This is a genomic window from Brevundimonas sp. TWP1-3 (assembly GCF_049896085.1).
Lineage (GTDB): Bacteria > Pseudomonadota > Alphaproteobacteria > Caulobacterales > Caulobacteraceae > Brevundimonas.
In genome coordinates, this window is the sequence record NZ_JAFCTP010000001.1 from 1,886,166 (window position 1) to 1,911,067 (window position 24,902).

Consider the following 24,902-nt stretch of genomic DNA (forward strand, 5'->3'; position numbering starts at 1 on the left):
GGCTGAATGATCGCCGGAGCGGTTGCGGATCGACGCCGCGATGGACAGATTGGCGCACCCCTGTTGAAAGCAACTTCATGCTCGCCAGATTTTTCAAGATCCCGCTGTGGCAGCGCACCGCCGCCGGCTTCATCCTTGGCATCATCGCAGGTCTGATCCTGCGGGAGCGGGCCGAGGTCTGGCTGCAGCCGATCGGCGACGTCTATCTGAACCTGATCCGCATGGTGGTGGCGCCCCTGGTGCTTTTCACCATCGCAAGCTCCATCGCCAAACTGGGCGAGGGTGCGGGGGCCGTTCGGCTGGGCGTGCGGACCATCGTCTGGTTCGCCATAACCTCGCTGCTGGCCGTGCTGGTCGGGTTCGCGTTCGGGCACATCATCAATCCGGGCGTCGGCCTGTCCAACCTGCCGCTGGGCGAGGTCAAGGACCGGGTGATACCGACGCCGCTCGAAGTGCTGATCGGCGTGGTGCCGACCAATCCGTTCGCGGCCCTGGCCGAGGGCAAGGTGTTGCAGATCATTTTCTTCTCGGCCCTGGTCGGGATGGCGCTGGTCGCGCTGGGCGACCGGGCGCAGGGCGTGCGGCGACTGGTGGACGAAGGCGCGGCCGTCATTTTCCGCATCACCCGCTGGGTGATCCAGCTGACGCCCATCGGCGTGTTCGGCCTGATCGGCTCGGTCGTCGGCGGTTATGGCTGGGAGGCGCTCCTGCCACTGCTGAAGTTCATCGGCGCCATCTATGCGGCCTGCCTGTTCCACATCCTGATCGTCTATTCGGGCCTGCTGAAATTGCATGGACTGAAGGTCACCAGTTTCTTCCGCGGCGCCTTCGCGGCGCAGCAGACGGCTTTCGCGACCTCGTCGTCGCTCGGCACCCTGCCGATCACCCTGCGCCAGACGGTCGAGCGTCTGGGCGTGCCCCAGGCCTATGCCGCCTTCGCCGTGCCCCTGGGCGCCAATGTGAAGATGGACGGGTGCGGCGCCATCTATCCGGCCATCGCCTCGATCTTTATCGCCCAGTATTTCCAGATCGACCTGACGCTGACGCAGTATATCCTGATCGGCCTGACGGCGGTGCTGGGTTCGCTGGGCACGGCGGGTGTGCCCGGCACGTCGATCGTCATGCTGACCCTGACCCTGTCCACGGCGGGCCTGCCGCTGGAGGGTATCGGCTATATCGTCGCCATCGACCGGATCATCGACATGATGCGCACGGCGACGAACGTCACCGGCCAGATGCTGGTGCCGGTGCTGGTGGCCAAGGAGGAGGGCATCCTGAACGAGGACATCTATAACGGTCACGTCGCCTGGCTGCCGGGCGACCCGGAGGCCGACACGGCCGAAGGGGTTCGCGCCGCCGGAATCTGAAACAGGCGCTTGCGCGGGGACGGCGACCGGGCTATGTCGCCGCCTCCGCAAGGCAAGGACGCGTAGCTCAGCGGGAGAGCACCTCGTTCACACCGAGGGGGTCACAGGTTCAATCCCTGTCGCGTCCACCATCTTCCCACATTTCCAGTCTAGCCTTGCGTCGCCCAGTCTTGCGGCCATCGGCCTGTGATCGAGCGATAGGCGAGCGCGAAGGCGCCGATCAGGCCGGCCGAGGCGCCGGCGCTCGGGGCCGCGACATAGGCCTCCATGTCGAGATCGCGGAGGTTGGCGTCATAGCCGCCCAACTGTCGCGTCAGCGCCTGCCGAACCAGATCGTACATCTGCGGCTGCATCACGCCGCCGCCGATGATGATTCGCTCGGGCCGCAGCGTGTAGGTCAGGTTCGTGCAGAGGCCGGCGATATATTCCGCCGCCATCGCCCAAGCCGGGTGGTCTGTCGCAAAGGTTTCGGCCGGGGCACCCCAGCGGGCGTGAAGGGCAGGGCCGCTGGTCAGGCCTTCCAGGCAGTCGCCGTGGAAGGGGCAGACGCCCGCGAACGTCTCGTCGCTCTTTGCGCGAGGCAGGCGGATATGACCGGCTTCGGGATGGTTCGCCCCGCCATGAGGCGCGCCGTCGATCATCACCCCGACGCCCACGCCGGTGCCGACCGTGACGTAGCAGAAGCTCTCCAATCCCTTTCCGCTGCCGAACAGGTGTTCGCCGATGGCCGAGCCGTTCACGTCGGTGTCGAGCGTGATCGGCACATCCAGCGTGCGCCGCAGATGGGCGAGCAGATTGACGTTGCTCCAGCCGGGTTTGGGTGTCGTGGTGATCGCGCCGTAGTCGGCCGCGTCAGAGCGCAAGGAGAGGGGGCCGAAGCTGCCGATCGCCAGCGCCGCCAGCTTGCCGTGGCGCGCCTGGGCCTCGGCGAAGAAGGCGGCGACGGCGTCCAGCGTCTCGTCAGGCGTGGTGGTAGGGATTCGGATCTGGTCGATGAGCCTGCCGCCGACATCTGCGACGCCGCAGATGAATTTGGTGCCGCCGGCCTCGACGCCGCCGAGCAGAATGGGTTGGGTCATTGTGGCTCGCCTGTTGGGTGCGACGAAGGTTCGCGGGACTGAACGCGGAGTGCCTTAACGCGTTTATCGCTCATGACTCTTCTTGCTCGCATATTGATCACGCTGGACGCCACGACGAAGATTCTGACACGCAAGGAACGGCTTCTCTGAGGAGCAATCCGTGCGCGGCAGGATTTGGCGATTGCGTTGAACGCGATGCATCGCCACCTTCACCGTCAGACTAGGACATGAGACGAGGACGCCAATGGCCCGCAAACCCAACTACAGCTTCGAGCGTCAGGAACGCGACCGCGCGGCAGCCATAAAGGCGGCCGAGAAGGCGGCGGCCAAGGCCGAACGCAAGGCCGAAACCGCGACTGAAAAGGCGCCGCCCGCCGAAGACTGACGCCTTACCGCAAAATCCATCCGTCTTTTCGTTGTTTGGACAGGCGCAAAGTCCTATTCTTGCACGATGACACGCTGGACCCCCGAAAGCTGGAGAACCAAGACCGCCCTGCACATGCCGGCGGACTATCCAGATCCCAAAGCCCTCGCCGTCGTCGAGGACGAGTTGCGCGCCCTGCCGCCGCTCGTCTTCGCCGGCGAGGCGCGCCGCCTGACGTCGAAACTGGCCCAGGTGGAGCGGGGTGACGCCTTTCTGCTGCAGGGCGGGGACTGCGCCGAGAGCTTCAAGGAGTTCTCGACTGACAATATACGCGACACCTTCCGCCTGATCCTGCAGATGGCGGTGGTCCTGACTTTCGCCGGCCGCAAGCCTGTGGTGAAGGTTGGTCGCATCGCTGGCCAGTTCGCCAAGCCGCGCTCGTCTCCGCTGGAAGAGATCGACGGCGTCGAACTGCCCAGCTATCGCGGCGACATCATCAACGGCATGGGGTTCACGCCGGAAGAGCGCGTGCCCGATCCGCAGCGTCTTATCCGGGCCTATAACCAGTCCGCCTCGACCCTGAACCTGCTGCGGGCCTTCGCCGGCGGCGGCTATGCCGACCTGTACAATATCCACCGCTGGACCTTGGGCTTCGCGGGCGACAACGCCGCCGGCGCCCAATACCGCGAACTGGCCGACAAGATCACCGAGGCCCTGGCCTTCATGGAGGCCGTCGGCGTCACGCCTGAAACGCATCCCGATCTGAGCCGGGTCGAGGTCTTCACCAGCCACGAGGCCTTGTTGCTGAACGTCGAAAGCGCCTTGACGCGGCTGGACGGGGGTTCGGGCGAATGGTTCGACACCTCGGCTCACATGCTGTGGATCGGCGAGCGCACCCGTCAGTTGGACGGCGCCCACGTCGAGTTCATGAAGGGGATCAAGAACCCCATTGGCGTGAAGTGCGGGCCGACCATGACGGCCGACGACCTGCTGCCGCTGATCGACGCCCTGAACCCGGACAATGTCTCGGGTCGATTGACCCTGATCGGCCGTTTCGGACACGACAAGGTCGGCGAGCGCCTGCCCAAACTGATGCGCGAAGTGAAGGCTTCGGGCCGCAAGGTCATCTGGTCGATCGACCCGATGCACGGCAATACGCTGAAGGCCGGCAACGGCTACAAGACCCGGCCGTTCGACCGGATCCTGGGCGAGGTGCGGACCTTCATCGACGTGGCCGAGGCCGAGGGCGTCCACCCCGGCGGCGTTCACCTGGAAATGACCGGCCAGAACGTCACCGAATGCATCGGCGGCGCCCAGGCGGTGACCGAGGATGACCTGTCCAACCGCTATCACACCCACTGCGACCCGCGCCTGAACGCCGACCAGGCGCTTGAGCTGGCCTTCCTGGTGGCCGAGCGGCTCAAGGCGGGGCGAGTGGCGCAATCGGCGGCGGCCTAGCCGCCGCCAGCGCCTAAAATGCGGGCCGATCCGGTCATGGTGACGCCATCTCCGCAGCGCCTGATCGGGACGATTCCGAGGTAGTGATCGATGGAAGTTGCGGATCAGATTGACGAAAAGCCCGGTCGGGTCGCCTATCAGGGCGCGCCCGGGTCGTTCAGCCACGAGGCCTGCCTGGCCCTGCGGCCGTGGGACGAGGCGGTGGCGTTCGAGACCTTCGCCCAGGCTCTGGATGCGCTTCGGGCGGGCGATTGCGGCTGCGCCCTGATCCCGGTCGAGAACTCGACCATCGGCATCGTGGAGCCGGCTGCGACGCTGGTGGGCGGACTTGGCGTGAAGCCTGTGGCCGAGGTCTGGCGGCCGATCCGGCATGCGCTGATGGCGACGCCGGGCGCGCGGCTGTCTGATATCAAGACGGTCGAAAGCCATCCCATCGCCCTGGCCCAGTGCAAGGGCACACTGGCCGGCCTGAACGTCGAGGTGATCGGGCATTACGACACCGCAGGCGCGGCGCGCGATGTCGCCGAAGCGGGCGATCCAACGCGGGCGGCCATCGCCCCGGTCGGCGCCGCCGAGGTCTATGGCCTGTCGATCCTGCGCAACGACTTGCAGGATTCCAGCGATAATCAGACGCGTTTTGTCCTATTGAGCTTCCCTGAGGGTTGACGGCGCACGGTCTTTGCGTCCTTAAGACCTGCACGGATCGCAAAACGATCCGCATAACCGGAACCGGACCATGTCCCGCCAGCGCGCTCTTTCTGTTTCTTCCGACCGTTCGCGCGCGGTTTCCGGCCTCTATTTCGGCTACGGCTTTTACGGCTTTCGATACGCCGGCTGAGGCGTCGGGCGCACTTCGTCCCTGACAGTCTCACCGGCGACCGCTCTGGACCAGAGCGGCTGTTCGCCCTTGCACATATCGAAATTCAGAATGCCGAAAGCTCAGTTTCATGCCCAATTCCAACATCCAGCAAGTCTGGCCTGACATGGCCGACCTGACGCCCGAACAGCAGGCGCTCGCCGCCCTGCGCGCCGAAATCGACAGTATCGACGACCAGATCCTGGCCCTGTTCGAGCAACGCCTCGCCGTCGCCGCCACCGTCGGCCGGGCCAAGGACGCCCCGACCGGCCCCCACACCAAGCTGCGTCCCGACCGGGAGCAGACCGTGCTGTCGCGTATGTTGGCCAAGGCCCAGCCCGAGAACGCCGAAGCCGTCGAGCATCTGTGGCGCGAGATCGTCGGCTGGGGCTTGGCGCGCCAGGGCCGGCTGCAGGTCCAGGTCTGGGCGCCGATCGAGCCGACCCGCGCCTATGACGGCGCCCGCCTGCGCTTCGGCGCCGCCGCCGACATCAAAATGGTGCGCGATCCGCAAAAGGCCCTGGCCTTCGCCGCCGAAGGGCACGGCATCGCGGTGCTGGCGATCAACACCGAGGATGCCTGGTGGATGGGCCTGCGTCGCGAATGGTCGATGCTCAGTGTCTTCGACGGTTACGGCGGAGAGACGCCGACGTCGCTGGCCGTGGGCAAGATCGATCCGCCGGCCTTGCCGAAAGGCCGCCGCGTCGTGGTGACGGCGGGCGGCGACGCCGGCGACGGCGGCGGCGCGCGGCGCTGGGGCCTGAACACGCATCACGGCTGGACCATCGCCCTGACCGAGGCCGAGCTGGCGCCGGGCGATGCCGAGGGCTGCGTCGGCGCGATCGGCTGATCTTGAAAGGGCTGCATCCGGCGAACGGATGCGGCCCATTCGTTTCAGACGGCCATGTTGTCGATCAGGCGCGTCTTGCCCAGCCAGGCGGCCGTCAGGATGCGGGCGGGGGCATCGACGATGTCGTTGCGAAACGGCGTCAGATCCTCGGCATGGCGGATGACGACGTAGTCGACGCGCTCGAAACCGGCTTTCAGGATGGCGGCATAGGCTTCGCGCTCGACGCCGGGCAGGGGGCGACCGCTGGCGGCCTGGATGCCGGCTTCAGCCAGAATGCCGTTCAGACGCCGCGCGATCTCAAGTTCAGCCTCATTCAGGTAGCCATTGCGCGATGACAGCGCCAATCCCCAGCCATCCCGCTCGGTCGGGGCGCCGACGATCTCGACCGGCAGATCCAGATCCCGCACGAAGCGGCGGATGACCATCAGTTGCTGGTAGTCCTTCTCACCGAAGACGGCGACATCGGGTTGGACCTGGTTGAACAGCTTGGTGACGATCAGGGCGACACCGCCGAACATCTGGGGCCGGAAATCGCCTTCCAGGCCCAGGGCGGGGCCGGTCATGGCGATGCTGGTGGCGAAGCCATCGGGGTACATTTCCTCGGCCGAAGGCGCGAACATCAGGTGACAGCCGGCGCCGGCCAGAAGGCGGGCGTCTTCTTCCTGTTGTCGGGGATATTTGCCCAGGTCTTCGTGGGCGGCGAACTGGGTCGGATTGACGAAGTTGGAGGCGACGACGCGGTCGGCGCGATGCGCGGCCTCGCGCACCAGGGTCAGGTGGCCTTCGTGCAAGGCGCCCATGGTCGGAACCATGCCGACGCTCAGGCCTTGTCGTTTCCAGTCCCGGACAATCGCACGCAGTTCGGCGACGGTGCGGACGACGGGGAGGGGGGCGGCGTCTATCATTATGAGGCGATTAACCTTTCCGCTTAAGCCTGTTGATGCACCAGACCTCAAAGTCTGGGCTCTAGGGTCGTGCTTATGACGCCCGCAGAAGCGACCCGTCCAGTTCTGATCGCCCTGGCCTGCGCCGGCGGCCTGGCCTTGGCCGGGTGCGGCGCAGTCGACAGCAATCCGCATCGCTTCAGCACGATGGCCGAGAACGTCGCCGCGATCGACGTTCCGCTGACGCCCGGCGCCCGCGACGGCGGACATCGATCCGCCCAGCAGGAGGGTCTGCGCCCCGCCCGGTTTACGCCGGTCAAGGTCGCCGTGATGGACCCGCATGCCATGTGGGACGCCCGCGACGCCCAGGCCGGCATTCGTCACGAGGCCGAGGATGCGGGTCTGCGCGACGCCGTCATCCGCGTCACCCAGCCCGTGGTCCAGGCGGCGGCGCCCGCCGTCGTCAAGACCGCTGCGGACGAGGCGGTCGCGCGGATCCAGGCGCCCATGTTGCGTCCCGCCAGCCTGAGTGTTCCAACGCAGGGGCGCACGATCCAGCTGGGGGCCTATTCCAGTCCCGCCAGCGCGCAACAGGCGTGGGCGCGGCTGAGGGGCAGGTCCGATCTGGCGGGCCTGTCGCCGGTGTTCGAAGAGGTTCAGGTCAACGGCCGCAGCTTGACGCGGCTGAAGGTCGGACCTGTCTCGACCGAGACCGCCGCCGCCGTGTGCCGGTCCGCCGATGTCGTGGACGCATGGTGCGCCCGCAACAGCTGAGGCCCGCCCGTTCGCCGTCCACAGGTCTGCGTTAAGGTTCCGTTGACGTTTGCGGCGTTGAGGCCGAATCTCGCCGGACCTAGGACCGCGCAGCTTGAGTCGCGTGGTCAGCACAGAGGATTCCCTCGAATGACGCAGCCGCATGTGATCGTCCTCGGCAACGAAAAGGGCGGGGCCGGCAAGTCCACCCTGGCCATCCACATCGTGACCGGCATGCTGCACGCCGGTCGGACGGTGGCGATCATCGATCTGGACCTGCGCCAGCGGTCGATGCAGCGGTTCTTCCACAATCGCCTGGCCTGGCTGGCCGCGAATGGGCAGACGCTGCCGCAGCCCTTCATTCCCGACATGGGCGACGGCAAGGCCCTGGCCAAGGCGGATGTCGCCGACCAGATCGCCGCGTTCGAGCGCGCCTTCGACGAGGCGGCGGCGCAAGGCGTGGATTGCATCCTGATCGACACCCCCGGCGGCGATACGGCCGTTTCGAACGCGGCGCATGCCCGCGCCGGCCAGATCGTTACGCCGATGAACGACAGTTTCGTCGATTTCGACCTTCTGGGCGACGTCGATCCGGTGACGCTGGATCTGCTGAAACCGTCGATCTATTCCGAGAGCGTCTGGGAGGCGCGCAAGCAGCGGGCCATCGCCCAGGGACGTCACGCCACCATCGACTGGCTGGTGGTCACCAACCGCCTGGCCGTCGCCGAGGCGCGCAACCGCAAACGTCTGGAAGAGCGGATGACCAAGCTGGCCAAACGGGTCGGTTTCCGCGTCGGGCCGGGCCTGCGCGACCGGGTCATCTATCGCGAGCTTTTCCCGTTCGGCCTGACGGTCGCGGACCTGTCGAACGACATCCGGCCGGTGGCGGTGTCGCTGGCTCACGTGGCCGCGCGCCAGGAAATGCGCAACCTGATGAAGGCGATGGGGCTGGAACAGGCGCTCAGCCCTTTGGACGTGGCGGCCTGACTTCTCCATGGCCTTGATCTGGCTGGCCCTGGCGGCGATCGCCGTCTGGGCGCTGGTGCGACTGGGCCGGCAGACCGAGCGACGCGGTCGGGCGCATTGGCGCGTGACGGCGACCCTGTTGGGAGCGGTCCTGCTGGCCGGCGGCGCCCTGGCGGCGTTTCGCGGGTCGTGGCTGACGGCGGCGGCACTGGCGGGGGCGGGGCTCTATCTGGTCTGGTCTTCACGCATCCGGCCCGTTATCCGATCCGAACCGATCAGCGAAGCCGACGCCCGCGCCGTTCTGGGCGTCTGGCCGGGCGCGAGCGAGGCCGAAGTTCGCGCGGCGTGGAAGCGTGCCATGGCGCGCGCCCACCCGGATCAGGGCGGCACCGAAGGCCTGGCCATCCGCGTCAATGCGGCGCGGGATAGACTGCTGAGAAAGACCTGACGCGTCTGAGCCCGCCCTCGGCGTGAGCCGGGGCGTGGAAGGAGGCCCATTCTTGGAGGGCTGGGCGGAGCGCCGGGCCTTCGCCCGGAGTGTGAGTTTGTAAGTACCGTTTCGACGAAGGATGTGACGCTCCGCGCGGAAGGTTGGCCTGCAAGCTCGGGGCGTCGAGCGGTGGCGGTCTTATCGCCTAACCCCATAAGCCTGCGACGGGTCGGCGGAGTCTGCGAAACCCCGGCCCGAGTGCGATCGAGTATCCCCCTCGATCCTCCGACACCGCTCCATGAGTCGATGTCAGCGCGGAGGGATCTCACCCCCGCTCCCGTTCCATCCGCTCCCGCCGCCGCAAGGTCGCAGGCCAGGCGAGCCCTTCGATGCGACGAGACGGGTCTAGAATACGCGCGTTTCGGAGGGGGGATGGGAGAACGGGGACATAAATCGGCAAGCGATTGAAATCGCTGCGAATGAACCAGCGTCATTGTGATGGCTGGCGCCCCTTTCTCCCTCCCCTTCATGGGGAGGGGCGGCGAAGCGGAGCGAAGCCGGGGTGGGGACGTGTGAGGCGCTGCGCCCGTCCTGACGGCCCCACCCGGATCGCTGCGCGATCGTCCCTCCCCATGAAGGGGAGGGAGAGGGGTCTGTGGGGCTTTGAGAGCCTTCCACCGCTGTGCGGTCGATGGTCAGCCCCCCGCTTGCCCTGACGGAAGTCTGGCCTTACGGGTCCGCGCTCTTGATCAATGATTCAGGGAGGGGTCGATGACCCTCGCACTTCTGTTTCCGGGACAGGGCAGCCAGGCCGTCGGCATGGGCGCGCAACTGGCCGACGCCTTCCCGTCCGCGCGCGACGTCTTCGCCGAAGTGGACGAAGCGCTGGGGCAGAAGCTGTCCGTGCTGATGCGCGAAGGCCCCGAGGATCAACTGACCCTCACCGAGAACGCCCAGCCCGCGCTGATGGCGGTGTCCGTGGCGGCGATACGTGCACTGAAGGTCGAGTTCGGTTTCGATGTGGCGAAGACGGCCTATGTCGCGGGTCACTCGCTGGGCGAATATTCGGCCCTGGCGGCGGCGGGGGCGATCTCGCTGTCGGATACGGCGCGGCTGCTGAAGCTGCGCGGCCAGGCCATGCAGCGCGCGGTTCCGGTGGGGCAGGGGGCGATGGCCTCGCTGATCGGTCCCAAGACGGATCTGGCGCTGGCGGAAGCGGCGGCGGCGGCCGGTTCGGAAATCGGCGTCTGCGTGGTCGCCAACGACAACAACAACGGCAATATCGTCATCTCGGGCGAGAAGGCGGCCGTGGACCGGGCCATCGAGAAGGCCAAGGAACTGGGCGCGCGGGCGATCCCGCTGAACGTCTCGGCGCCCTTCCACTGTCCGCTGATGCAGCCCGCCGCGGACGAGATGGCGACGGCCTTGGCCTCGGCGACCATCGTGGCGCCGACGGTCCCTGTAGTGGCGAACGTGCTGGCGCGGCCGGAGAGCGACCCTGAGGTCATCCGCCGCCTGTTGGTCGAGCAGGTCACCGGCCGGGTGCGCTGGCGCGAGAGCATGGAGTGGATGGCCGGCGAGGGCGGGGTGACCCGCTTCGTCGAGATCGGATCGGGCAAGGTGCTCACCGGCATGGCCAAGCGGATCGCGCCGGACGCCGAGGCCCTGCCGCTGAATACGCCGGAAGAGCTGGAAGCCTTCGCGAAGGCTCTGTAATTTAGCCGCTCATCCCGGCGAAAGCCGGGACCCAGATCTTTGGGCGACGGGCGTTTGGGTTTGCGCAGGAACGGTGATCCCGGCCATCCTGCGCGTGAAAGCACTGGGTCCCGGCTTTCGCCGGGATGAGCGGAGAATTCGAATGTTCAATCTTGCAGGCAAGACCGCGCTGGTGACCGGCGCGACGGGCGGGATCGGCGGGGCGGTGGCGCGGGCGCTGCACGCTCAGGGCGCGACCGTGGTGCTGTCGGGCACGCGCGAGGCGGTGCTGGCGGATCTGGTGAAGGATCTGGGCGAGCGGGCGCATTTCGCGACGGCGAACCTTTCGGACCCGGAGTCGGTCGATAATCTGGTCGCGGCGGCCGAGGCGGCGGCGGGCGCACCGCTGGACATCCTGGTGGCCAATGCGGGCATCACCAAGGACGGCCTGCTGATGCGGATGAAGGACGAGGACTTCCAGTCGGTCATCCAGATCAATCTGGAGAGCTATTTCCGCCTGACCCGCGCGGCGGTGAAGGGGATGATGAAGCGCCGCTCGGGCCGAATCATCGGCGTGACCTCGGTCGTCGGCGTGACCGGCAATCCGGGCCAGACCAATTATTCGGCGTCCAAGGCCGGCATGATCGGCTTTTCCAAGTCGCTGGCCCAGGAAGTCGGATCGCGCGGCATCACCGTCAACTGCATTGCGCCGGGCTTCATCGCCTCGCCGATGACGGATGTGCTGAACGACCAGCAGCGTGAGACCATACTGGGCCGCATTCCGGCCGGTCGGCTGGGTTCGGGCGACGAGATCGCCGCCGCCGCCGTCTATCTGTCGTCCGACGAAGCCGCCTATGTGACGGGCCAGACCCTGCATGTGAACGGCGGCATGGCGATGATTTAAGGCCGTCTGCCGTCATCACGACGCGCAACCGACTATTTCCAGCCCGAAAGCCTGTGCTAAAGGGCTAGATGCAACGGTGGTTCGGGCTTTCGGGCTTGCGTCGCCTTCGCTGCCGTGAGACGGCGATTTCTTAGCTACCCCCGCCTCCGCGGCGATTTCAAACAGGCAGAGAGACACTGATGTCCGACACCCTAGAGCGCGTTCGCAAGATCGTCATCGACCACCTGGACGCCGATCCGGACAAGGTTACGGAAAAGGCCAGCTTCATCGACGACCTGGGCGCCGACTCGCTCGACAACGTCGAGCTGGTGATGGCCTTCGAAGAAGAATTCGACATCGAGATCCCGGATGACGCCGCCGAGCACATCCAGACGGTCGGCGATGCGGTCAAGTTCATCGACGAAAAGTCGGCCGGCTGATTTCAGTCGCCGACATCGGCCGAACAGGCTGACGGTTCACAGGGCCGCCCGGCGCTCCTAGCGGAGACGCCCGGCGGCCTTTACTGTTTCTGACCCTTGGGAATCCGCGATGATTCTGAAAGGTCGGGCTGGAGATAAGGGAGCACGCACCATGCGCCGCGTCGTCGTTACGGGCATCGGTCTGCTGACCCCCCTGGGTTGGGGCGTCGAGAAGAGCTGGAAGGGTATCGTCGAAGGACGATCGGGCATCGGTCCGATCACGTCGTTCGACACCACGGGCTATGGCTGCACCATCGCCGGAGAAATCCCGAGCGTCGATGGACGTGGCGGCGGCGGCGAAGGCGACTTCGACCCCGAAAAGATCATGTCCGTGAAGGACAGAAAGCGCGTCGACGACTTCATCCTGTACGCCATCGCGGCGGCGGACGAGGCCCTGGCCGATGCGAACTGGAAGCCCGAGACGGACGAGGACAAGGAACGCACCGGCGTGATGGTCGGATCGGGCATCGGCGGCCTTGGCCCCATCGCCGAGACGGCCATCGTCCTGAAGGAACAGGGGGTGCGTCGCGTCAGCCCCTTCTTCATCCCCAGCGCCCTGATCAATCTCGCCGGTGGTCAGATCTCGATCCGCCACGGCCTGAAGGGGCCGAACCATGCGGCGGTGACCGCCTGCGCCACCGGCGCCCACGCCATAGGCGATGCGGCGCGGATGATCGCGCTGGACGACGCCGATGTGATGGTGGCGGGCGGGGCGGAAAGCTCGGTCGTGCCGATCGGCATCGCGGGCTTCTTGGCCTGCAAGGCGCTGTGCACCGCCTACAACGACACGCCGGAGAAGGCGTCGCGTCCCTATGATCGGGGCCATGCGGGCTTCATCATGGGCGAGGGCGCCGGGATTCTGGTGCTGGAGGAATACGAACACGCCAAGGCGCGCGGGGCCAAGATCTACGCCGAGGTCGTCGGCTACGGCATGAGCGGCGACGCCTATCACATCACCGCCCCGTCCGAGGACGGCGAAGGCGGGGTGCGGGCCATGAAGATGGCGCTGAAACGGGCGGGGATGCAGCCGTCGGACCTGGACTACGTCAACGCCCACGGCACCTCGACCATGGCCGACTGGATCGAGCTGAAGGGGATCGAGGGGCTGGCGGGCGATCACGCCAAGAACCTGACCGTCAGCTCGACCAAGTCGATGACGGGGCATCTGCTGGGCGCCGCCGGGGCCATCGAGGCGGCCTTCTGCGTGCTGGCGATCCGCGATCAGGTCGCGCCGCCGACCATCAATCTGGACGACCCGGAGATGGAGACGCCCATCGACCTGGTGCCCAACAAGGCCAAGCCGATGAAGATCGACGTGGCCATGTCCAACAGCTTCGGCTTCGGAGGCACCAACGCCTCGGTGATCTTCAAGAAGGTCGACTGAGATGTTCGGGCGGGGACGGGTCGAGAAATCCAGCGGGCGGTCTGGGTTCACGGTCTCGCTGCTGACCGCGTCCGCGACCTTCGGCCTGTTCCTGCTCGCCGCGCTGATCGCGGTGTGGGCGATCTATTATGCGCCCGGCCCGTCGGCGCGGCAGGGCGACAAGACGGTCGTGACCCTGGCCAGCGGATCGGGCGTCTCCGCCATCGCGGCGCGGATGAAGGCGGCGGGGGTGATCCGTTCGACGGACCTGTTCCGCGCGGCGGCGACCCTGACCGGGGCGGATCGTCGACTGAGAGCCGGCGAATACGAGGTGCCGTCGGGCACGTCCCTGGCCGGGGTGCTGAACCTGCTGGTCGAGGGACGGGTGGTGCGCCATTTCGTGACCCTGCCTGAAGGCTGGTCGTCGCTGCAGGCGGTGGACATCCTGAACAAGGAGCCGGTGCTGACCGGCGTGGTCGCCGAGACGCCCGAGGAAGGCAGCCTGTGGCCCGACACCTATGAGGTCTCGCGCGGCGATACGCGTCAGGCGGTGATCGACCGGATGCAGCGCGCTGCGAACGAGAACCTGCGTCTGCTGTGGAGCCAGCGTTCGCCGGCCACGGTAGCGCGCACGCCCGAGGAGGCGGTGATCCTGGCATCCATCGTGGAGAAGGAGACGGCGCTGGCGGCCGAGCGTCCGCGCGTGGCGGCGGTGTTTTCGAACCGGTTGCGGGCCGGGATGCGGTTGGAGAGCGATCCGACCATCGTCTATGGGGTGACCAAGGGACGGCCCCTGGGGCGCGGCATCCGGCGCTCCGAGCTGCTGGCTCCGACGCCATGGAACACCTATCAGATCAACGGCCTGCCGCCGACGCCCATCGCCAATCCGGGTAAGGAGGCGGTTCAGGCCGTGCTGAACCCGCCGGCCGATCCAGTCCTGTTCTTCGTCGCGGACGGATCAGGGGGACACGCCTTCGCCCTGACCTATGATGAGCATCTGCAGAACGTGGCGCGCTGGCGCCAGATCGAGCGTCAGAAGGCGGGCCTGCCGCCCGAGGCCGCCTCGCCTGTGACGCCGGGGACCAGTGCGGCCCCGATGACGACCGAGCCGGCCGCTGCGCCCGTTGCCGGCGGACAGGCGACGATCACGCTTCCTGCAGGCGCGACGCAGGGATCACGATGAGCAGCCTATCTGGAATGACCGGGTTTGGCCGGGCGGACGGGGTCGGTGAGGGCTGGACCTGGTCGGTCGAGGCGCGTTCGGTCAACGGGCGCAATCTGGAGATCAGGTTCCGTGGACCCAACGGTTTCGATGCGCTGGAGCGGTCGGCCAAGACGGCGGGCCAGTCGCGGTTCGCGCGGGGCCAGGTCACTGTCGGCGTTCAGGCCAAACGATCAGAGGCAGGCGAGGCGGCGGTCACGATCAACGCCGCCGTGCTGGCGCGCTATCTGACCCTTGCCAATGAACTGGCCGAGGACGGCGCGACGCCGCCGTCGGCCGACGGCCTGCTGGCCCTGCGCGGCGTGATCGAGGCGCCGGAAGAGGTGGACGATCCAGAGGCGCGGGCTGCGGTGGAGGCGGCCATGGCCCGCACCGTCGAAGAGGCGCTGGATGCGCTGAAAGCCTCGCGCCAGAACGAGGGCGCGCAGCTGACGCCGGTGCTGGAAGACTTCATCACCCGGATCGAGACGCTGACGATGCAGGCCGAAGGCGAGGCGGCCGCCCAGGTCGAGGCCATTCGCGACCGTTTCACGCGTCGAATCACTGAGCTGGCGCCGGATGCGCAGGGGCTTGAAGACCGGATTTTTCTGGAGGCCGCCGCCCTGGCGACCAAGGCGGACGTGCGCGAGGAGCTGGATCGACTGACGGCGCACGTCGCCACGGCGCGCCAGCTTGTGGCCTCGGCGCCCGCCGGGCGCAAACTCGACTTCCTGATGCAAGAATTCATGCGTGAGGCCAACACGCTGTGCTCGAAATCCGCTACGACCGCGCTCACCGGAATCGGCCTGGAGCTCAAGGCCGTCATCGAACAGTTGCGTGAGCAGGTCCAGAATGTCGAATGAACGCACGCCCCGCCGGGGCGTCCTCCTGATCGTCGCCAGCCCTTCGGGCGCCGGCAAGACGTCGCTGTGTCGCCGGTTGATGGCGGATCACGGCGGTCTGGAGCTGTCTGTCTCCATGACCACGCGTGGCATTCGCCCGGGCGAGGTGCATGGGCGCGACTATAATTTCGTCGAGCATGACGAGTTTCAGCGGCTGATCGACCAGAACGCCTTCCTGGAATGGGCCGATGTTCACGGCAATCGCTACGGCAGCCCGCGCGCGCCGGTGGATCGGGCGCTGGCCGAGGGGCGCGACGTCCTGTTCGACATCGACTGGCAGGGCGCGCGCGACGTGGCCGAGAAATGCCCGGAGGACGCCGTGCGCGTCTTCATCCTGCCGCCCAGCCTGGAAGAGTTGCGTCGCCGTCTGGTGACGCGGTCGCAGGACGCCGACGACGTGATCGAACGCCGTGTCGCCAACGCCAAGGGCGAGATCGAACACTGCGACGCCTTCGACTATGTGCTGGTGAACGAGGACTTCGACCGATCCTACGCCGAACTGGCCCACATCTATCATGCGGAGCGGTCGCGCCGGTTCCGTAACCTGTGGGTCGAGGATTATCGTACCGCGCTGCTGCGCGAGGTCGTCTGAATAAAAAACAGCGCCGCAAGCCGTGGGGGTGACCGGCGGCGCTGCGGGGTACTCAACGCTACGCTACTGAAGCCGTTATCGCCGGACAGAAGGTTTCAGACGGTAAATGCGGCGATAGGGAACATTCCCTAGCGGCTGAACGCGCGCGGTTTACGTCCTGTTCGCCCTCTTCACCTAACGTCAGGCGGTGAACGGGGGTATCATGGGCTTTCTGGATTCAATCGGGCCTCTTGTGGCCAGCAGCGCCAACGAACGCGTCAAGCAGGTTCCGGTGAGGCTTCTGCTGGCGTTCGTGGTCGCTTGGGCGATGCATGCGGCCGACATGGGGCGGTGGATTCCCCTCTGGCTTGCCATCGCGCTGCTGGTTCAAGCGTTCGAACTGCTGGCCATGGCGCCGTTCAGGCGTGCAGAGCCTTCGCGTCGCCGGTTTATGGTCGCACTGGCCCTGGCCTCCACGACCCTGATGGCGACGACCTATGGCGGCATGGCGCTGATCATCTGGTCTTCCAATCATCCGGCCCTGGTGACTTTGGCCGCCCTGACGCTGGCGGGTGGTCTGTTGACCAATGTGGCGTCCGGAATAGGCTCGCGTACGATCTTCTTCATCGGCGGTGGACCCTATCTGGCGGTGCTGACGCTGATGCCTGTGGTCAAGATCCTTCAGGGCGACACCCACGGCGTCGTGGTCATGACCCTGTCGGCCGCCCTGTTCGCGGGGGCCATCCTGAACGTCTATTGGCGGGTGCACGCGGCACGTCAGGCCGAGATCCAGTCGCGCGCAGAAGCCGAGCAGAGGCTGGAGCAGGCCCAGGCGGCCATGGCGGATCGCGCGGCGATGGCGGCCATCGTAAGCCACGAACTGCGCACGCCCGTCAGCGCCATCCTGGCCGGCGCCCATGTCATTCGCGGCGGCAAGCTGCCCGAGCAACGCGAGGAGACCGCCGACCTGATCATTGACGCCGGGCAGCTGATGACCGGGATGCTGAACGACCTTTTGGATCACTCCAAGATGGAGGCCGGGGCGATGTCGATGGAGAGCCGTGACTTCGAACTGGGCGACCTGATGCGCGACACGGCGCGGTTCTGGGCGGCGCCGGCGTCCGAGAAGGGACTGACGCTGGAGATGCCGGGGGGCGAGGGTGACCCCGTCTGGCTGCGGGGCGATCCCTATCGTCTGCGGCAGATCATCAACAATCTGGTGTCGAACGCGATCAAGTTCACGCCGGCCGGCACGATCCGGCTCCAGGCTGCAGCGCCTCGTACCGATGGCCGTCATCGGCTGACCCTGACTGTCACCGATCAGGGGGCGGGCATTGCGCCCGAGGCCATGAGTCGGCTGTTCACGCCTTTCGCGCAAGGATCAGCCGAGGTGGCGCGCACCTATGGCGGGACGGGGCTGGGCCTGACCGTCAGCCGCGAACTTGCGCGATTGATGGGCGGCGACCTGACGGTCGAGAGCGTGCCGGGGCAGGGGGCGGCCTTCACCCTGTGCGTCGACCTGCCGGCGGGCGAGCCGACGCAAGCCGAGAACAGCCTGGATGCTGCGGCGCCGGTGTTGGCGCGCCGTATCCGGGTGCTGGCGGTGGACGATCACGAGATCAATCGTCGCACCATCGCCCTGGTGCTCCAGCCGCTGGATGTGGACCTGGCGACCGCCTCGGACGGTCATCTGGCGCTGGCGCTGCTGGCCGAGCGGCCGTTCGACGTGGTGCTGATGGACGTGAACATGCCGGGCATAGACGGCAACGAGGCGACGCGCCGTCTGCGAGCGTCAGGGGGCATCAACGCTGCTGTGCCGGTGATCGGGTTCAGTGCGGGGACCGAGGCCGAACAGGTTCAAGCCTGTTATGCGGCCGGGATGACGGACTGGCTGGCCAAGCCGCTGGAGCCTCGCAAGCTGTACGACGCCTTGCACAAGGCGACGTCGTCGGGCGCGCAGGCCGAAGCCGCTTAGGTTAGGGCGGCGAACCAAGGGCGCAGGCGGCTAAGCGCCTCTTCGATCTCCGACGTCGAGACTGCGAAGCTGAAGCGGATGAAACGATGGCCGTCGATAGGGTCGAAATCGACGCCGGGCGCGGTGGCGACGCCGGTATCGCGCAGCAACCGTTCGCAGAAGGCCCCGCTGTCGTCGGTCAGATGGCCGATATCGGCCCAGATGTAGAAGGCGCCGTCGGGTGGGGCGATCTTACGAAGGCCCAAGGCGGGCAGGGCGTCCAGGATCAGTTGGCGGTTGCGGGCGTAGTTGTGGATGTGGCCTTCGAGTTCCTCGGTCTGATCCATGGCGACGAGGCCGGCATGCTGGCTGAGGCTGGGCGGGGTCAGGAACATGTTGCCGATATAGGCGCGGGCGGCGTCGAGCCGGGCCTCGGGGACCAGCAGCCAGCCCAGGCGCCAGCCGGCCATGCTCCAGTATTTGGAGAAGCTGTTGATCACCACGGCGTCGGGGGCGAACTGCAGCATCGACGGGGTCGGGCCGACGTAGCTGAGCCCGTGATAGATCTCGTCGGAGACGATGGCGATGTCGCGCGCACGACAGACTTCGGCAATGGCGGCCAGTTCGACCTCGGGAATGATGGTGCCGGTCGGATTGGCCGGGCTGGCGATGATGACGCCGGCGGGGGCGGGATCCAGGGCTTCCAGTTGGTCGGCGGTCAGCTGGAACCGGGTCTCGGGGCCGCAGGCGATCTCGACCGGTTCAAGGTGCAGGGCGCGCAGGGTGTTGCGATAGGCGACATAGCCGGGGCGGGCCAGGGCGACGCGGTCGCCGGGCTTGAACAGGGTGCTGAGCGCCAAAACTAGGGCCGGCGAGGCGCCGCAGGTCAGAAGGATGCGGTCGGGATTAACGGCGACGCCGTAGCGGTCGTCATACAGGCGCGCGATGCGGACGCGCAGGTCGGGGCTTTCCCAATAACCCATGGCGTCGGCGTCCAGCACCTGATGCGCACGGGCGATCGCGGCGGCGGGCGCGCCGGTCGAGGGCTGGCCGAACTCCATATGGATGATCGACCGGCCTTCGGCCTTCATCTGGTGCGCCAGTCGGCTGACGGAGATGGCGCGGAAGGGTTCGACGGTCATGCGAGGGCATCCGCCAGACGAAGGAAGCCCGCCACGTCCACGGTTTCAGCCCGCACGTCCGGCTCGATGCCGGCGGCTTCGCACAGGGCGGCGCCGCCGAGCTGCTTCAGGCTGGAACGCAGCATCTTGCGGCGCTGGCCGAAGGCGGCGGCGGTGACGCGTTCCAGCTTCTTCAGCCGTTCGGGCGACGGGCGTTCGGCCAGCGGGACCAGGTGGACCACGGCCGAGGCCACCTTGGGCGGCGGGGTGAAGGCGGCGGCGGGCAGGTGCATGACGATGCGGGCGGTGCAGACGGCCTGGGAAATGACTGCCAGACGACCATAGGCGTCCTCGCCCGGCCCGGCGGCGACGCGTTCGGCGACCTCCTTCTGGAACATCAGGGTCAGGCTGTGCGGCAACCACGGGCCGGTCAGCCATTTGATCAGCAGGGGGGTGCCGACGTTATAGGGCAGGTTGGAGACCATATGGGTCGGGCCGGACACCAGATCAGCCTCCTTCACCTTCAGCGCATCGGCCTCGACGATGGTCAGGCGGCCCGAGCCGTCGTCCAGCTCGCTCAGCAGGGGAATGAAGCGCGGATCTTTTTCGACCAAGACCACGGGACCGGCGTCGGATTCCAGCAGGGCGCGGGTCAGGCCGCCGGGGCCGGGGCCGACCTCGATCACGGCCCGGCCGTCGAACGGGCCGGCCATGCGGACGATCTTGCGCGTCACATTGAGGTCCAGCAGGAAATGCTGGCCGAAGCTCTTCTTGGCCAGCAGGCCGTGGGCGTCGAGGGTTTCGCGGAGGGAAGGAAGGTCGGTCACACGCCCTGTTAGCGCGCGGCGCGGGCCGCCGCCATCTCCGATGCCAGACGAATGGCGGCGATCAGGCTGTCGGCGCGCGCGATGCCCTTGCCTGCGATGTCGAAACCGGTGCCGTGGTCAGGCGAGGTGCGGATGATGGGCAGGCCCAGCGAGACATTGACCCCACCCCAGAAGTCCAGCGTCTTGACCGGGATCAGGGCCTGGTCGTGGTACATGCAGATGGCCGCGTCATAGGTCGCGCGGGCCTCGTCATGGAACATCGTGTCGGCGGGTCTGGGGTCCGTGATGTCGATGCCCTCGGCGCGGAGTTGTTCGGCGACGGGGATCAGAATGTCGAGTTCCTGAAGACCCAGGGCGCCGCCTTCGCCCGCATGGGGGTTCAGGGCGGCCATGGCCAGGCGTGGGCGGGCGATGGCGAAGTCGCGCTTCAGGCTTTCATGGACGACGCGGGCGGTGCGGGCGACGCGCTCGGCCGTGACCAGTTCAGGCACCTGATCCAGGGCGACGTGGATGGTGACCAGGCAGGCGCGCAGGTTTTGCGCCGTCAGCATCATCACCGGACCGCGCGTGCCGGCATAGGGGGCGTCGGCGGTCAGTTCGGCGATAAACTCGGTATGGCCGGGAAAGCGGAAGCCCGAGGCGTACATCGGCGCCTTTGCGATGGGGGCGGTCACGACGCCGGACGCCTCGCCAGACAGGGCGAAGCTGACGGCTTCTTCGATACCGTCAGCGACGGCGGCGGCGTTGGCTGGGTCGGGGCGTCCGACCTCGACCGGCGCGGGCAGGGGACGGTGGATGACCGGCAGGGCGGAGGCAAAGCGGCCTTGGGCGTCGCCGGGGCCATTGATCTCGACGACGCGAACGCCCTGGGCGCGCAGCAGAGCGGCGTCGCCGATGACGGCGAAGCCGAAGGTCTTGCTGTTCAGCGTCTTCCAGGCGGCGGCCACGATCTCGGGCCCGACGCCGGCGGGTTCGCCCAGCGTCAGGACCAGAGGCGCGACCGCTGGGGTCACTTGAACTCGATCAGGGCGTCGCTGCGCAGATCGCGCAGGTAGCGACGCTCCAGCACGGCCAGGTTCTGAGCGCGCAGGCGGTTTTCGACCTGCTGGCGGTTCGGCGCCTCTGGACCGCCCACGCGGCGACCGCAGACGGCGACGAGGTGCAGGCCCAGCGGCGTGCGGATCGGGGTGGAGACTGTGCCGATTTCGCCGGTGCGGGCGAACTGCTGGAACTGGGGCGCCAGGTTGGCGACGTCGGATTCGCCCAAGTCGGCGCCGAGGACGCCCTCAGTCGCGCGCGCCTGGGAGATAATATTGTCGCAGGTCAGGCCGGTCCGCATCGCCTCCAGCTTGGCGCCGGCGGCCGCGACATCGGCTTCCGACGCGGTTTCGGGCAGTTCGACCATGACCTGACGCAGCGAGACCAGACTGGTCGAGGCGCCGTCGCGCTTGTCGCGCAGATACAGGATGTAGACGCCGCCATCGACGACGATGGGGTTGGACAACTGACCCGGTTGAAGCTGTTCCAGAACCGTCTGAACGGCCGGTTGCAGCGAATCCTTCACCACCCAGCCGGCGTCGCCGGGGACGCGGGCGTTGGCGGACGGGGCCGAGGAGAACTGTTGCGCGACGGCCTGGAAAGGCGCGCCGCCGATGATCTGCTGCACCAGTTGCCGGGCGCCGTTCAGCGCCGCCTGGGCGCCGCCGACGCGCGCGGCGTCGATATAGATTTCACCGATCAGAAACTGGGGCTTGGAGGCGGCTTCGTTCAGGCGACGGACTTCCTGATCGACCTGCAGGGTGCTGGGGCGGGCGCGGCTGTTGAAACGACCGGGAATCAGCTGGCCCCAGCCGATCTGGGTGCGCAGGTTCTCGCGGAAGGCGGCGGGCTGGATGCCGCCCTGTTGCGGGAACTGCAGATAGGCGGCGGGCGCGGTGCCGGCCGCACGAGCCATTTCGGCGATCTCGGCATCAACCTCTTCGTCCGTGACCTTCAGGCTCTCGAACTTGGCCATCTCCTGAGTCTTCAGGCGATCTTCGATCAGGGCGTTGAGGGCGGCCTGCTGGATAGCGGGCAGGTTCTGCTCGGTCGGCTGGACCTGGGACGAGGCGATCAGCATCAGCATGCGCTGGCGCAGATCATAGCCGGTGATGATCTTGTCGTTGACGGTGGCGACGATGCCGTCGGCCATCTCGAACTGAGGTTCGGCGCGAGCGGCGGCCGGCGCCTCTTCGGCCGCAGGATTGGGCGCACCGGCCGCAGGGCCTTGCGCGGGAGCCTGAACGGGCGCGGGCGCCGTCTGGCCATGGGCAGAACCGGCGAGCAGGAACGCCGCGAGCGCAGCCCCCGTCGAATAACGCATCAAACCCATTGGTCGTCCTGATTCCTTACAGCGGTCCGCCAGCCAGGCCGGCAGGCGGTCGCGCCCCGTAAAGCGTCATGCTCAACGCATATCGCCCTGTCCATAACCTGAACCTCCGAAAGTGGCGAGGTTTAGGCGCACATAGATGCCTTCCGACGGGCCGCCGGGCCGCGCACGGGTGTTGTCGCGGCGGTAGCCCAGTTCGAAGCGCAGGCAATCGTCATCGAAGAGCACGCCGACCTCGGATCGGGTGATCTCGTTCTGATCCAGATCGGCGATGCCGGCGACCGCGACGCCCCAGTTGCCATAGACGAACTGCTGGCCCGCCAGTTGGACGAACTCGTAGTTCCGGTTCAGCACGCCATCGATCGGATTCGACTGATCCAGGATGTAGCTGACGGTGGCCAGGTTGCGACGGCCCCAGCGGCCATCGACGGCGGCTTCGGCGCGGCGCACGTCGCCCGAGCCGTCGATGGTGGCGTGAACCCAGCTGCGGATGCGGTCGGACGGCGAATAGTCGCCCTGAACCACCCAGTCGGAGGTCTCCGCCGCGAGCCCCGTCGGATCGTAGAGGCGCGCGGGATCGTCGGGGATGGAGGTGCGGAAGTCATCCTGCTGGTCGAAGCGATAGCTGCGGCCGACAAACAAGCTGGCCTTGCGACCCTCGGCCCAGCGGATGGTGGCGCGTCCGCCGGCGGTCAGGCGCACGCCGCCCTCCAGCAGGTCGTAGCCGGAGAAACGATCCATGCGGAACAGGGACGATTCGTCCAGTTCCAGAACCTGGGAGTCCTCGATGGGGATGCGGCGATCCAGGCTGACCTTGTTGGAGACCGACAGCTGGCCGACCGGCTCAAGGATGATGTCGGCGTCGCTGATGCGTTTGACCAAAGGATAGCTGACATCCACGCCGGCGCTGAGGCGCGAGCGGCTGACGGTCGCGTCGCTGTCGATGCCCAACATCGGGGGCAGATCGGACATGGAATAGAGATCGACGCGGGTGTCGATGAAGGGCTCGACGCGGATCCCGACCGGCAGGATGACCGTGCGCCGCCATTCCATCTGTCCCGTGATGCGGCGGCTGTCGACGCCGCTGAGGCCGGTGGTGATGGGCGGCACGATCTCGGGGTTGAGAATCGGCGCGCCGACAAAGGCGTCGCGGTATAGCGAAACGGCCGAGCCCTTGAGGCGCAGACGCCCGCCGAAGACCAGTTCGTGCGGCTCCCACCGCGCATCGATCAGCGGCGCGACCAGGGGCAGGGTGTCGTCGTTCTCGAACACCTTGAAGCCGTTGGCGTCGCGGAAGTCGTTCGCGGCGAAGGCGGGGTTCAGGCGCAGGCTCTGGATCGAGAAGGCGGCCACCGAAACATAGGAGCGGTCGGTCTGATGCTCGGCGTAGATCTGGCTGATCAGACGGCGGCGATCGCCGTAGTAGAGGCCATTGTCCTGATAGGGCGAGCGCACGTCGTAACGGTCGAACAGGGTCTTGTCCGAGGTCCGTTCGGCCGTGAAGCCGAAGCGCCACGGACCGTCGGGGTCGAACTCGCCGTGCGACAGCAGATAGCTGCGGCTCTTGCGGTCGCCGAAATCGACGTTGCTCTCGAAGTCGCCGTCGCCGTCCAGATCGAAATCGCCGAACTCGCGGGCGTAGGTATAGCCGCCGCGCGCCACGATCATGCCGTTGGCGAACCGGCGGCGCCATTGCAGGTTCAGCAGCGGGGCGACGGAGGTGTTGATCTGGGGACTGATCAGCCAGTCCTCGGACGGCGAGACGACGTGGAGGTAGGGAACCTCGACCGAGACGCCGCGCCCTTCGTCATAGTTGACGATCGGCACCAGGAAGCCCGACGCCCGCTCGACCGTCGGGTCGGGGTGGGCGAAGAAGGGGGTGTAGAAGACCGGCACGGGGCCGATGTAGAAGACCGCGTTACGATACAGGATGGCGCGCAGTTGCTCGTCCTGCACCACCTTCTCGGCCTGGATCGAGATGGTCGGCGTCTTCGGCCCGCCGTCGTCGCAGATGGGGCAGGGGGTGAAGCGGGCGTAGTTCAGCTCGTTGACGTTTTCGCTGCGGCGGACGGCCGTAGCGGCCATCAGGCTGGCGCCGTTCGACAGGCGTGTGGCGAAATCGACGGCGACGCCGGTGGTCAGATCCTTATCCAGTTCGAGACGGCTGGCGTAGACGACCGTTCCGTCCGGCGCGATGGCCTCGACCTGGCCTTCGCCGGTCGCCGAGCCGGCGTTCAGATCATAGGACAGGTTCTCGCCGCGCAGCACATGGCCGCGGGTGCGCACATAGGCGCGGTTCTCGGCCGCGCCGCTGACGACGATGTTGTCGCCCTCGCGGCGGGCGTTGTCGGCATCGACATAGACGGCTTCGGGCGGCAGGCCGTCTGCAGGCGCGGTCGTGGTCGCGGCCGGCACGGTTTGCGCCAGAACAGGCATGGCGAAGGGCGCGCAGGCGACCAGGGTCGCACTGGCGAGAAGCCTTGCTCTGAAAGCGTTGAAGCGCCGATCGCGGCGATCACCCTGCATAGGCC

At 67.1% G+C, this 24,902-nt stretch carries 23 protein-coding genes and 1 tRNA gene; 17 read left to right on the forward strand and 7 right to left on the reverse strand.

Annotation, left to right across the window (positions count from 1 at the left end; all coding sequences use genetic code 11):
- Positions 1–77 precede the first annotated feature (77 nt).
- Together ACP693_RS09430 and ACP693_RS09435 are read left to right on the forward strand one after the other, a co-directional pair.
- Complete coding sequence (locus ACP693_RS09430) at positions 78–1,367, forward strand: dicarboxylate/amino acid:cation symporter (protein ID WP_426017326.1); 1,290 nt, start codon at positions 78–80, stop codon at positions 1,365–1,367.
- Positions 1,368–1,423: 56 nt separating this feature from the next.
- A tRNA-Val gene (locus tag ACP693_RS09435) sits at positions 1,424–1,498 on the forward strand.
- Positions 1,499–1,516: 18 nt separating this feature from the next.
- Here the strand turns inward: ACP693_RS09435 and ACP693_RS09440 are convergent.
- Entirely contained in the window at positions 1,517–2,446 is a 930-nt protein-coding gene (locus ACP693_RS09440; RefSeq protein WP_426017324.1) for an ROK family protein, read from the reverse strand.
- 244 nt (positions 2,447–2,690) lie between these two features.
- On the opposite strand from ACP693_RS09440, the gene ACP693_RS09445 reads away from it, so the two are divergent.
- The 4 genes from ACP693_RS09445 to ACP693_RS09460 all read left to right on the forward strand — a co-directional run bounded on the left by ACP693_RS09445 (position 2,691) and on the right by ACP693_RS09460 (position 5,974).
- Positions 2,691–2,831: a hypothetical protein gene (locus tag ACP693_RS09445; protein WP_167762578.1), complete on the forward strand. Its 141-nt coding sequence runs from the start codon at positions 2,691–2,693 to the stop codon at positions 2,829–2,831.
- A 66-nt stretch (positions 2,832–2,897) separates the two neighbouring features.
- The gene (locus ACP693_RS09450; protein ID WP_426017322.1) at positions 2,898–4,268 is read left to right on the forward strand and encodes a class II 3-deoxy-7-phosphoheptulonate synthase; all 1,371 of its coding nucleotides are present in this window, start codon (positions 2,898–2,900) and stop codon (positions 4,266–4,268) included.
- Positions 4,269–4,358: 90 nt separating this feature from the next.
- Complete coding sequence (locus ACP693_RS09455; protein ID WP_426017321.1) at positions 4,359–4,934, forward strand: prephenate dehydratase domain-containing protein; 576 nt, start codon at positions 4,359–4,361, stop codon at positions 4,932–4,934.
- A gap of 281 nt (positions 4,935–5,215) precedes the next feature.
- A complete protein-coding gene (locus ACP693_RS09460; protein ID WP_426017319.1) occupies positions 5,216–5,974 on the forward strand; it encodes a chorismate mutase in 759 nt (252 codons plus the stop codon).
- Positions 5,975–6,018: 44 nt separating this feature from the next.
- Here ACP693_RS09460 and panC read toward each other — a convergent pair whose 3' ends face one another.
- Positions 6,019–6,879: a pantoate--beta-alanine ligase gene (gene panC, locus ACP693_RS09465; protein WP_426017317.1), complete on the reverse strand. Its 861-nt coding sequence runs from the start codon at positions 6,877–6,879 to the stop codon at positions 6,019–6,021.
- 75 nt (positions 6,880–6,954) lie between these two features.
- On the opposite strand from panC, the gene ACP693_RS09470 reads away from it, so the two are divergent.
- The 11 genes from ACP693_RS09470 (at position 6,955) to ACP693_RS09520 (ending at position 18,076) form a co-directional block, all read left to right on the forward strand.
- Positions 6,955–7,632 carry an SPOR domain-containing protein gene (locus ACP693_RS09470; RefSeq protein ID WP_426017316.1) on the forward strand — a complete coding sequence of 226 codons (678 nt, stop codon included), beginning with the start codon at positions 6,955–6,957 and terminating at the stop codon, positions 7,630–7,632.
- 129 nt (positions 7,633–7,761) lie between these two features.
- Entirely contained in the window at positions 7,762–8,598 is an 837-nt protein-coding gene (locus ACP693_RS09475) for a division plane positioning ATPase MipZ (protein ID WP_426017314.1), read from the forward strand.
- Between the two features lie 7 nt (positions 8,599–8,605).
- Complete coding sequence (locus ACP693_RS09480) at positions 8,606–9,025, forward strand: J domain-containing protein (RefSeq protein WP_426017313.1); 420 nt, start codon at positions 8,606–8,608, stop codon at positions 9,023–9,025.
- A gap of 753 nt (positions 9,026–9,778) precedes the next feature.
- On the forward strand, positions 9,779–10,723 hold the full coding sequence (gene fabD / locus ACP693_RS09485) for an ACP S-malonyltransferase (protein ID WP_426017311.1): 945 nt from the start codon (positions 9,779–9,781) through the stop codon (positions 10,721–10,723).
- Between the two features lie 142 nt (positions 10,724–10,865).
- Positions 10,866–11,606, forward strand: coding sequence for a 3-oxoacyl-[acyl-carrier-protein] reductase (gene fabG / locus ACP693_RS09490; protein ID WP_426017309.1), 741 nt, complete (start codon positions 10,866–10,868; stop codon positions 11,604–11,606).
- A 179-nt stretch (positions 11,607–11,785) separates the two neighbouring features.
- Positions 11,786–12,025: an acyl carrier protein gene (locus tag ACP693_RS09495; RefSeq protein ID WP_008264317.1), complete on the forward strand. Its 240-nt coding sequence runs from the start codon at positions 11,786–11,788 to the stop codon at positions 12,023–12,025.
- A 151-nt stretch (positions 12,026–12,176) separates the two neighbouring features.
- A complete protein-coding gene (fabF, locus tag ACP693_RS09500; protein WP_425983283.1) occupies positions 12,177–13,448 on the forward strand; it encodes a beta-ketoacyl-ACP synthase II in 1,272 nt (423 codons plus the stop codon).
- A 1-nt stretch (position 13,449) separates the two neighbouring features.
- On the forward strand, positions 13,450–14,610 hold the full coding sequence (gene mltG / locus ACP693_RS09505; protein ID WP_426017308.1) for an endolytic transglycosylase MltG: 1,161 nt from the start codon (positions 13,450–13,452) through the stop codon (positions 14,608–14,610).
- Entirely contained in the window at positions 14,607–15,491 is an 885-nt protein-coding gene (locus ACP693_RS09510; RefSeq protein WP_426017306.1) for a YicC/YloC family endoribonuclease, read from the forward strand. The genes mltG and ACP693_RS09510 overlap by 4 nt, the downstream gene beginning before the upstream one ends.
- Positions 15,481–16,122, forward strand: coding sequence for a guanylate kinase (gmk, locus tag ACP693_RS09515; protein ID WP_426017304.1), 642 nt, complete (start codon positions 15,481–15,483; stop codon positions 16,120–16,122). Before ACP693_RS09510 ends, gmk begins: the two co-directional genes overlap by 11 nt.
- A 271-nt stretch (positions 16,123–16,393) precedes the next feature.
- Positions 16,394–18,076, forward strand: coding sequence for an ATP-binding protein (locus tag ACP693_RS09520; RefSeq protein WP_426017302.1), 1,683 nt, complete (start codon positions 16,394–16,396; stop codon positions 18,074–18,076).
- Here the strand turns inward: ACP693_RS09520 and ACP693_RS09525 are convergent.
- From ACP693_RS09525 to ACP693_RS09545, 5 genes are all read right to left on the reverse strand, one after another.
- The gene (locus ACP693_RS09525) at positions 18,073–19,197 is read right to left on the reverse strand and encodes a pyridoxal phosphate-dependent aminotransferase (protein WP_426017300.1); all 1,125 of its coding nucleotides are present in this window, start codon (positions 19,195–19,197) and stop codon (positions 18,073–18,075) included. The two genes, ACP693_RS09520 and ACP693_RS09525, sit on opposite strands and share 4 nt — an antisense overlap.
- Positions 19,194–20,003 carry a 16S rRNA (adenine(1518)-N(6)/adenine(1519)-N(6))-dimethyltransferase RsmA gene (gene rsmA / locus ACP693_RS09530; RefSeq protein ID WP_426017298.1) on the reverse strand — a complete coding sequence of 270 codons (810 nt, stop codon included), beginning with the start codon at positions 20,001–20,003 and terminating at the stop codon, positions 19,194–19,196. The genes ACP693_RS09525 and rsmA overlap by 4 nt, the downstream gene beginning before the upstream one ends.
- A gap of 8 nt (positions 20,004–20,011) precedes the next feature.
- Positions 20,012–21,016 carry a 4-hydroxythreonine-4-phosphate dehydrogenase PdxA gene (gene pdxA, locus ACP693_RS09535; RefSeq protein ID WP_426017297.1) on the reverse strand — a complete coding sequence of 335 codons (1,005 nt, stop codon included), beginning with the start codon at positions 21,014–21,016 and terminating at the stop codon, positions 20,012–20,014.
- Positions 21,013–22,374 (reverse strand): peptidylprolyl isomerase, encoded by a 1,362-nt coding sequence (locus tag ACP693_RS09540; RefSeq protein WP_426017295.1) that lies wholly within the window; start codon positions 22,372–22,374, stop codon positions 21,013–21,015. Before ACP693_RS09540 ends, pdxA begins: the two co-directional genes overlap by 4 nt.
- A gap of 72 nt (positions 22,375–22,446) precedes the next feature.
- Entirely contained in the window at positions 22,447–24,897 is a 2,451-nt protein-coding gene (locus tag ACP693_RS09545; RefSeq protein ID WP_426017294.1) for an LPS-assembly protein LptD, read from the reverse strand.
- Between the last annotated feature and the right edge of the window lie 5 nt (positions 24,898–24,902).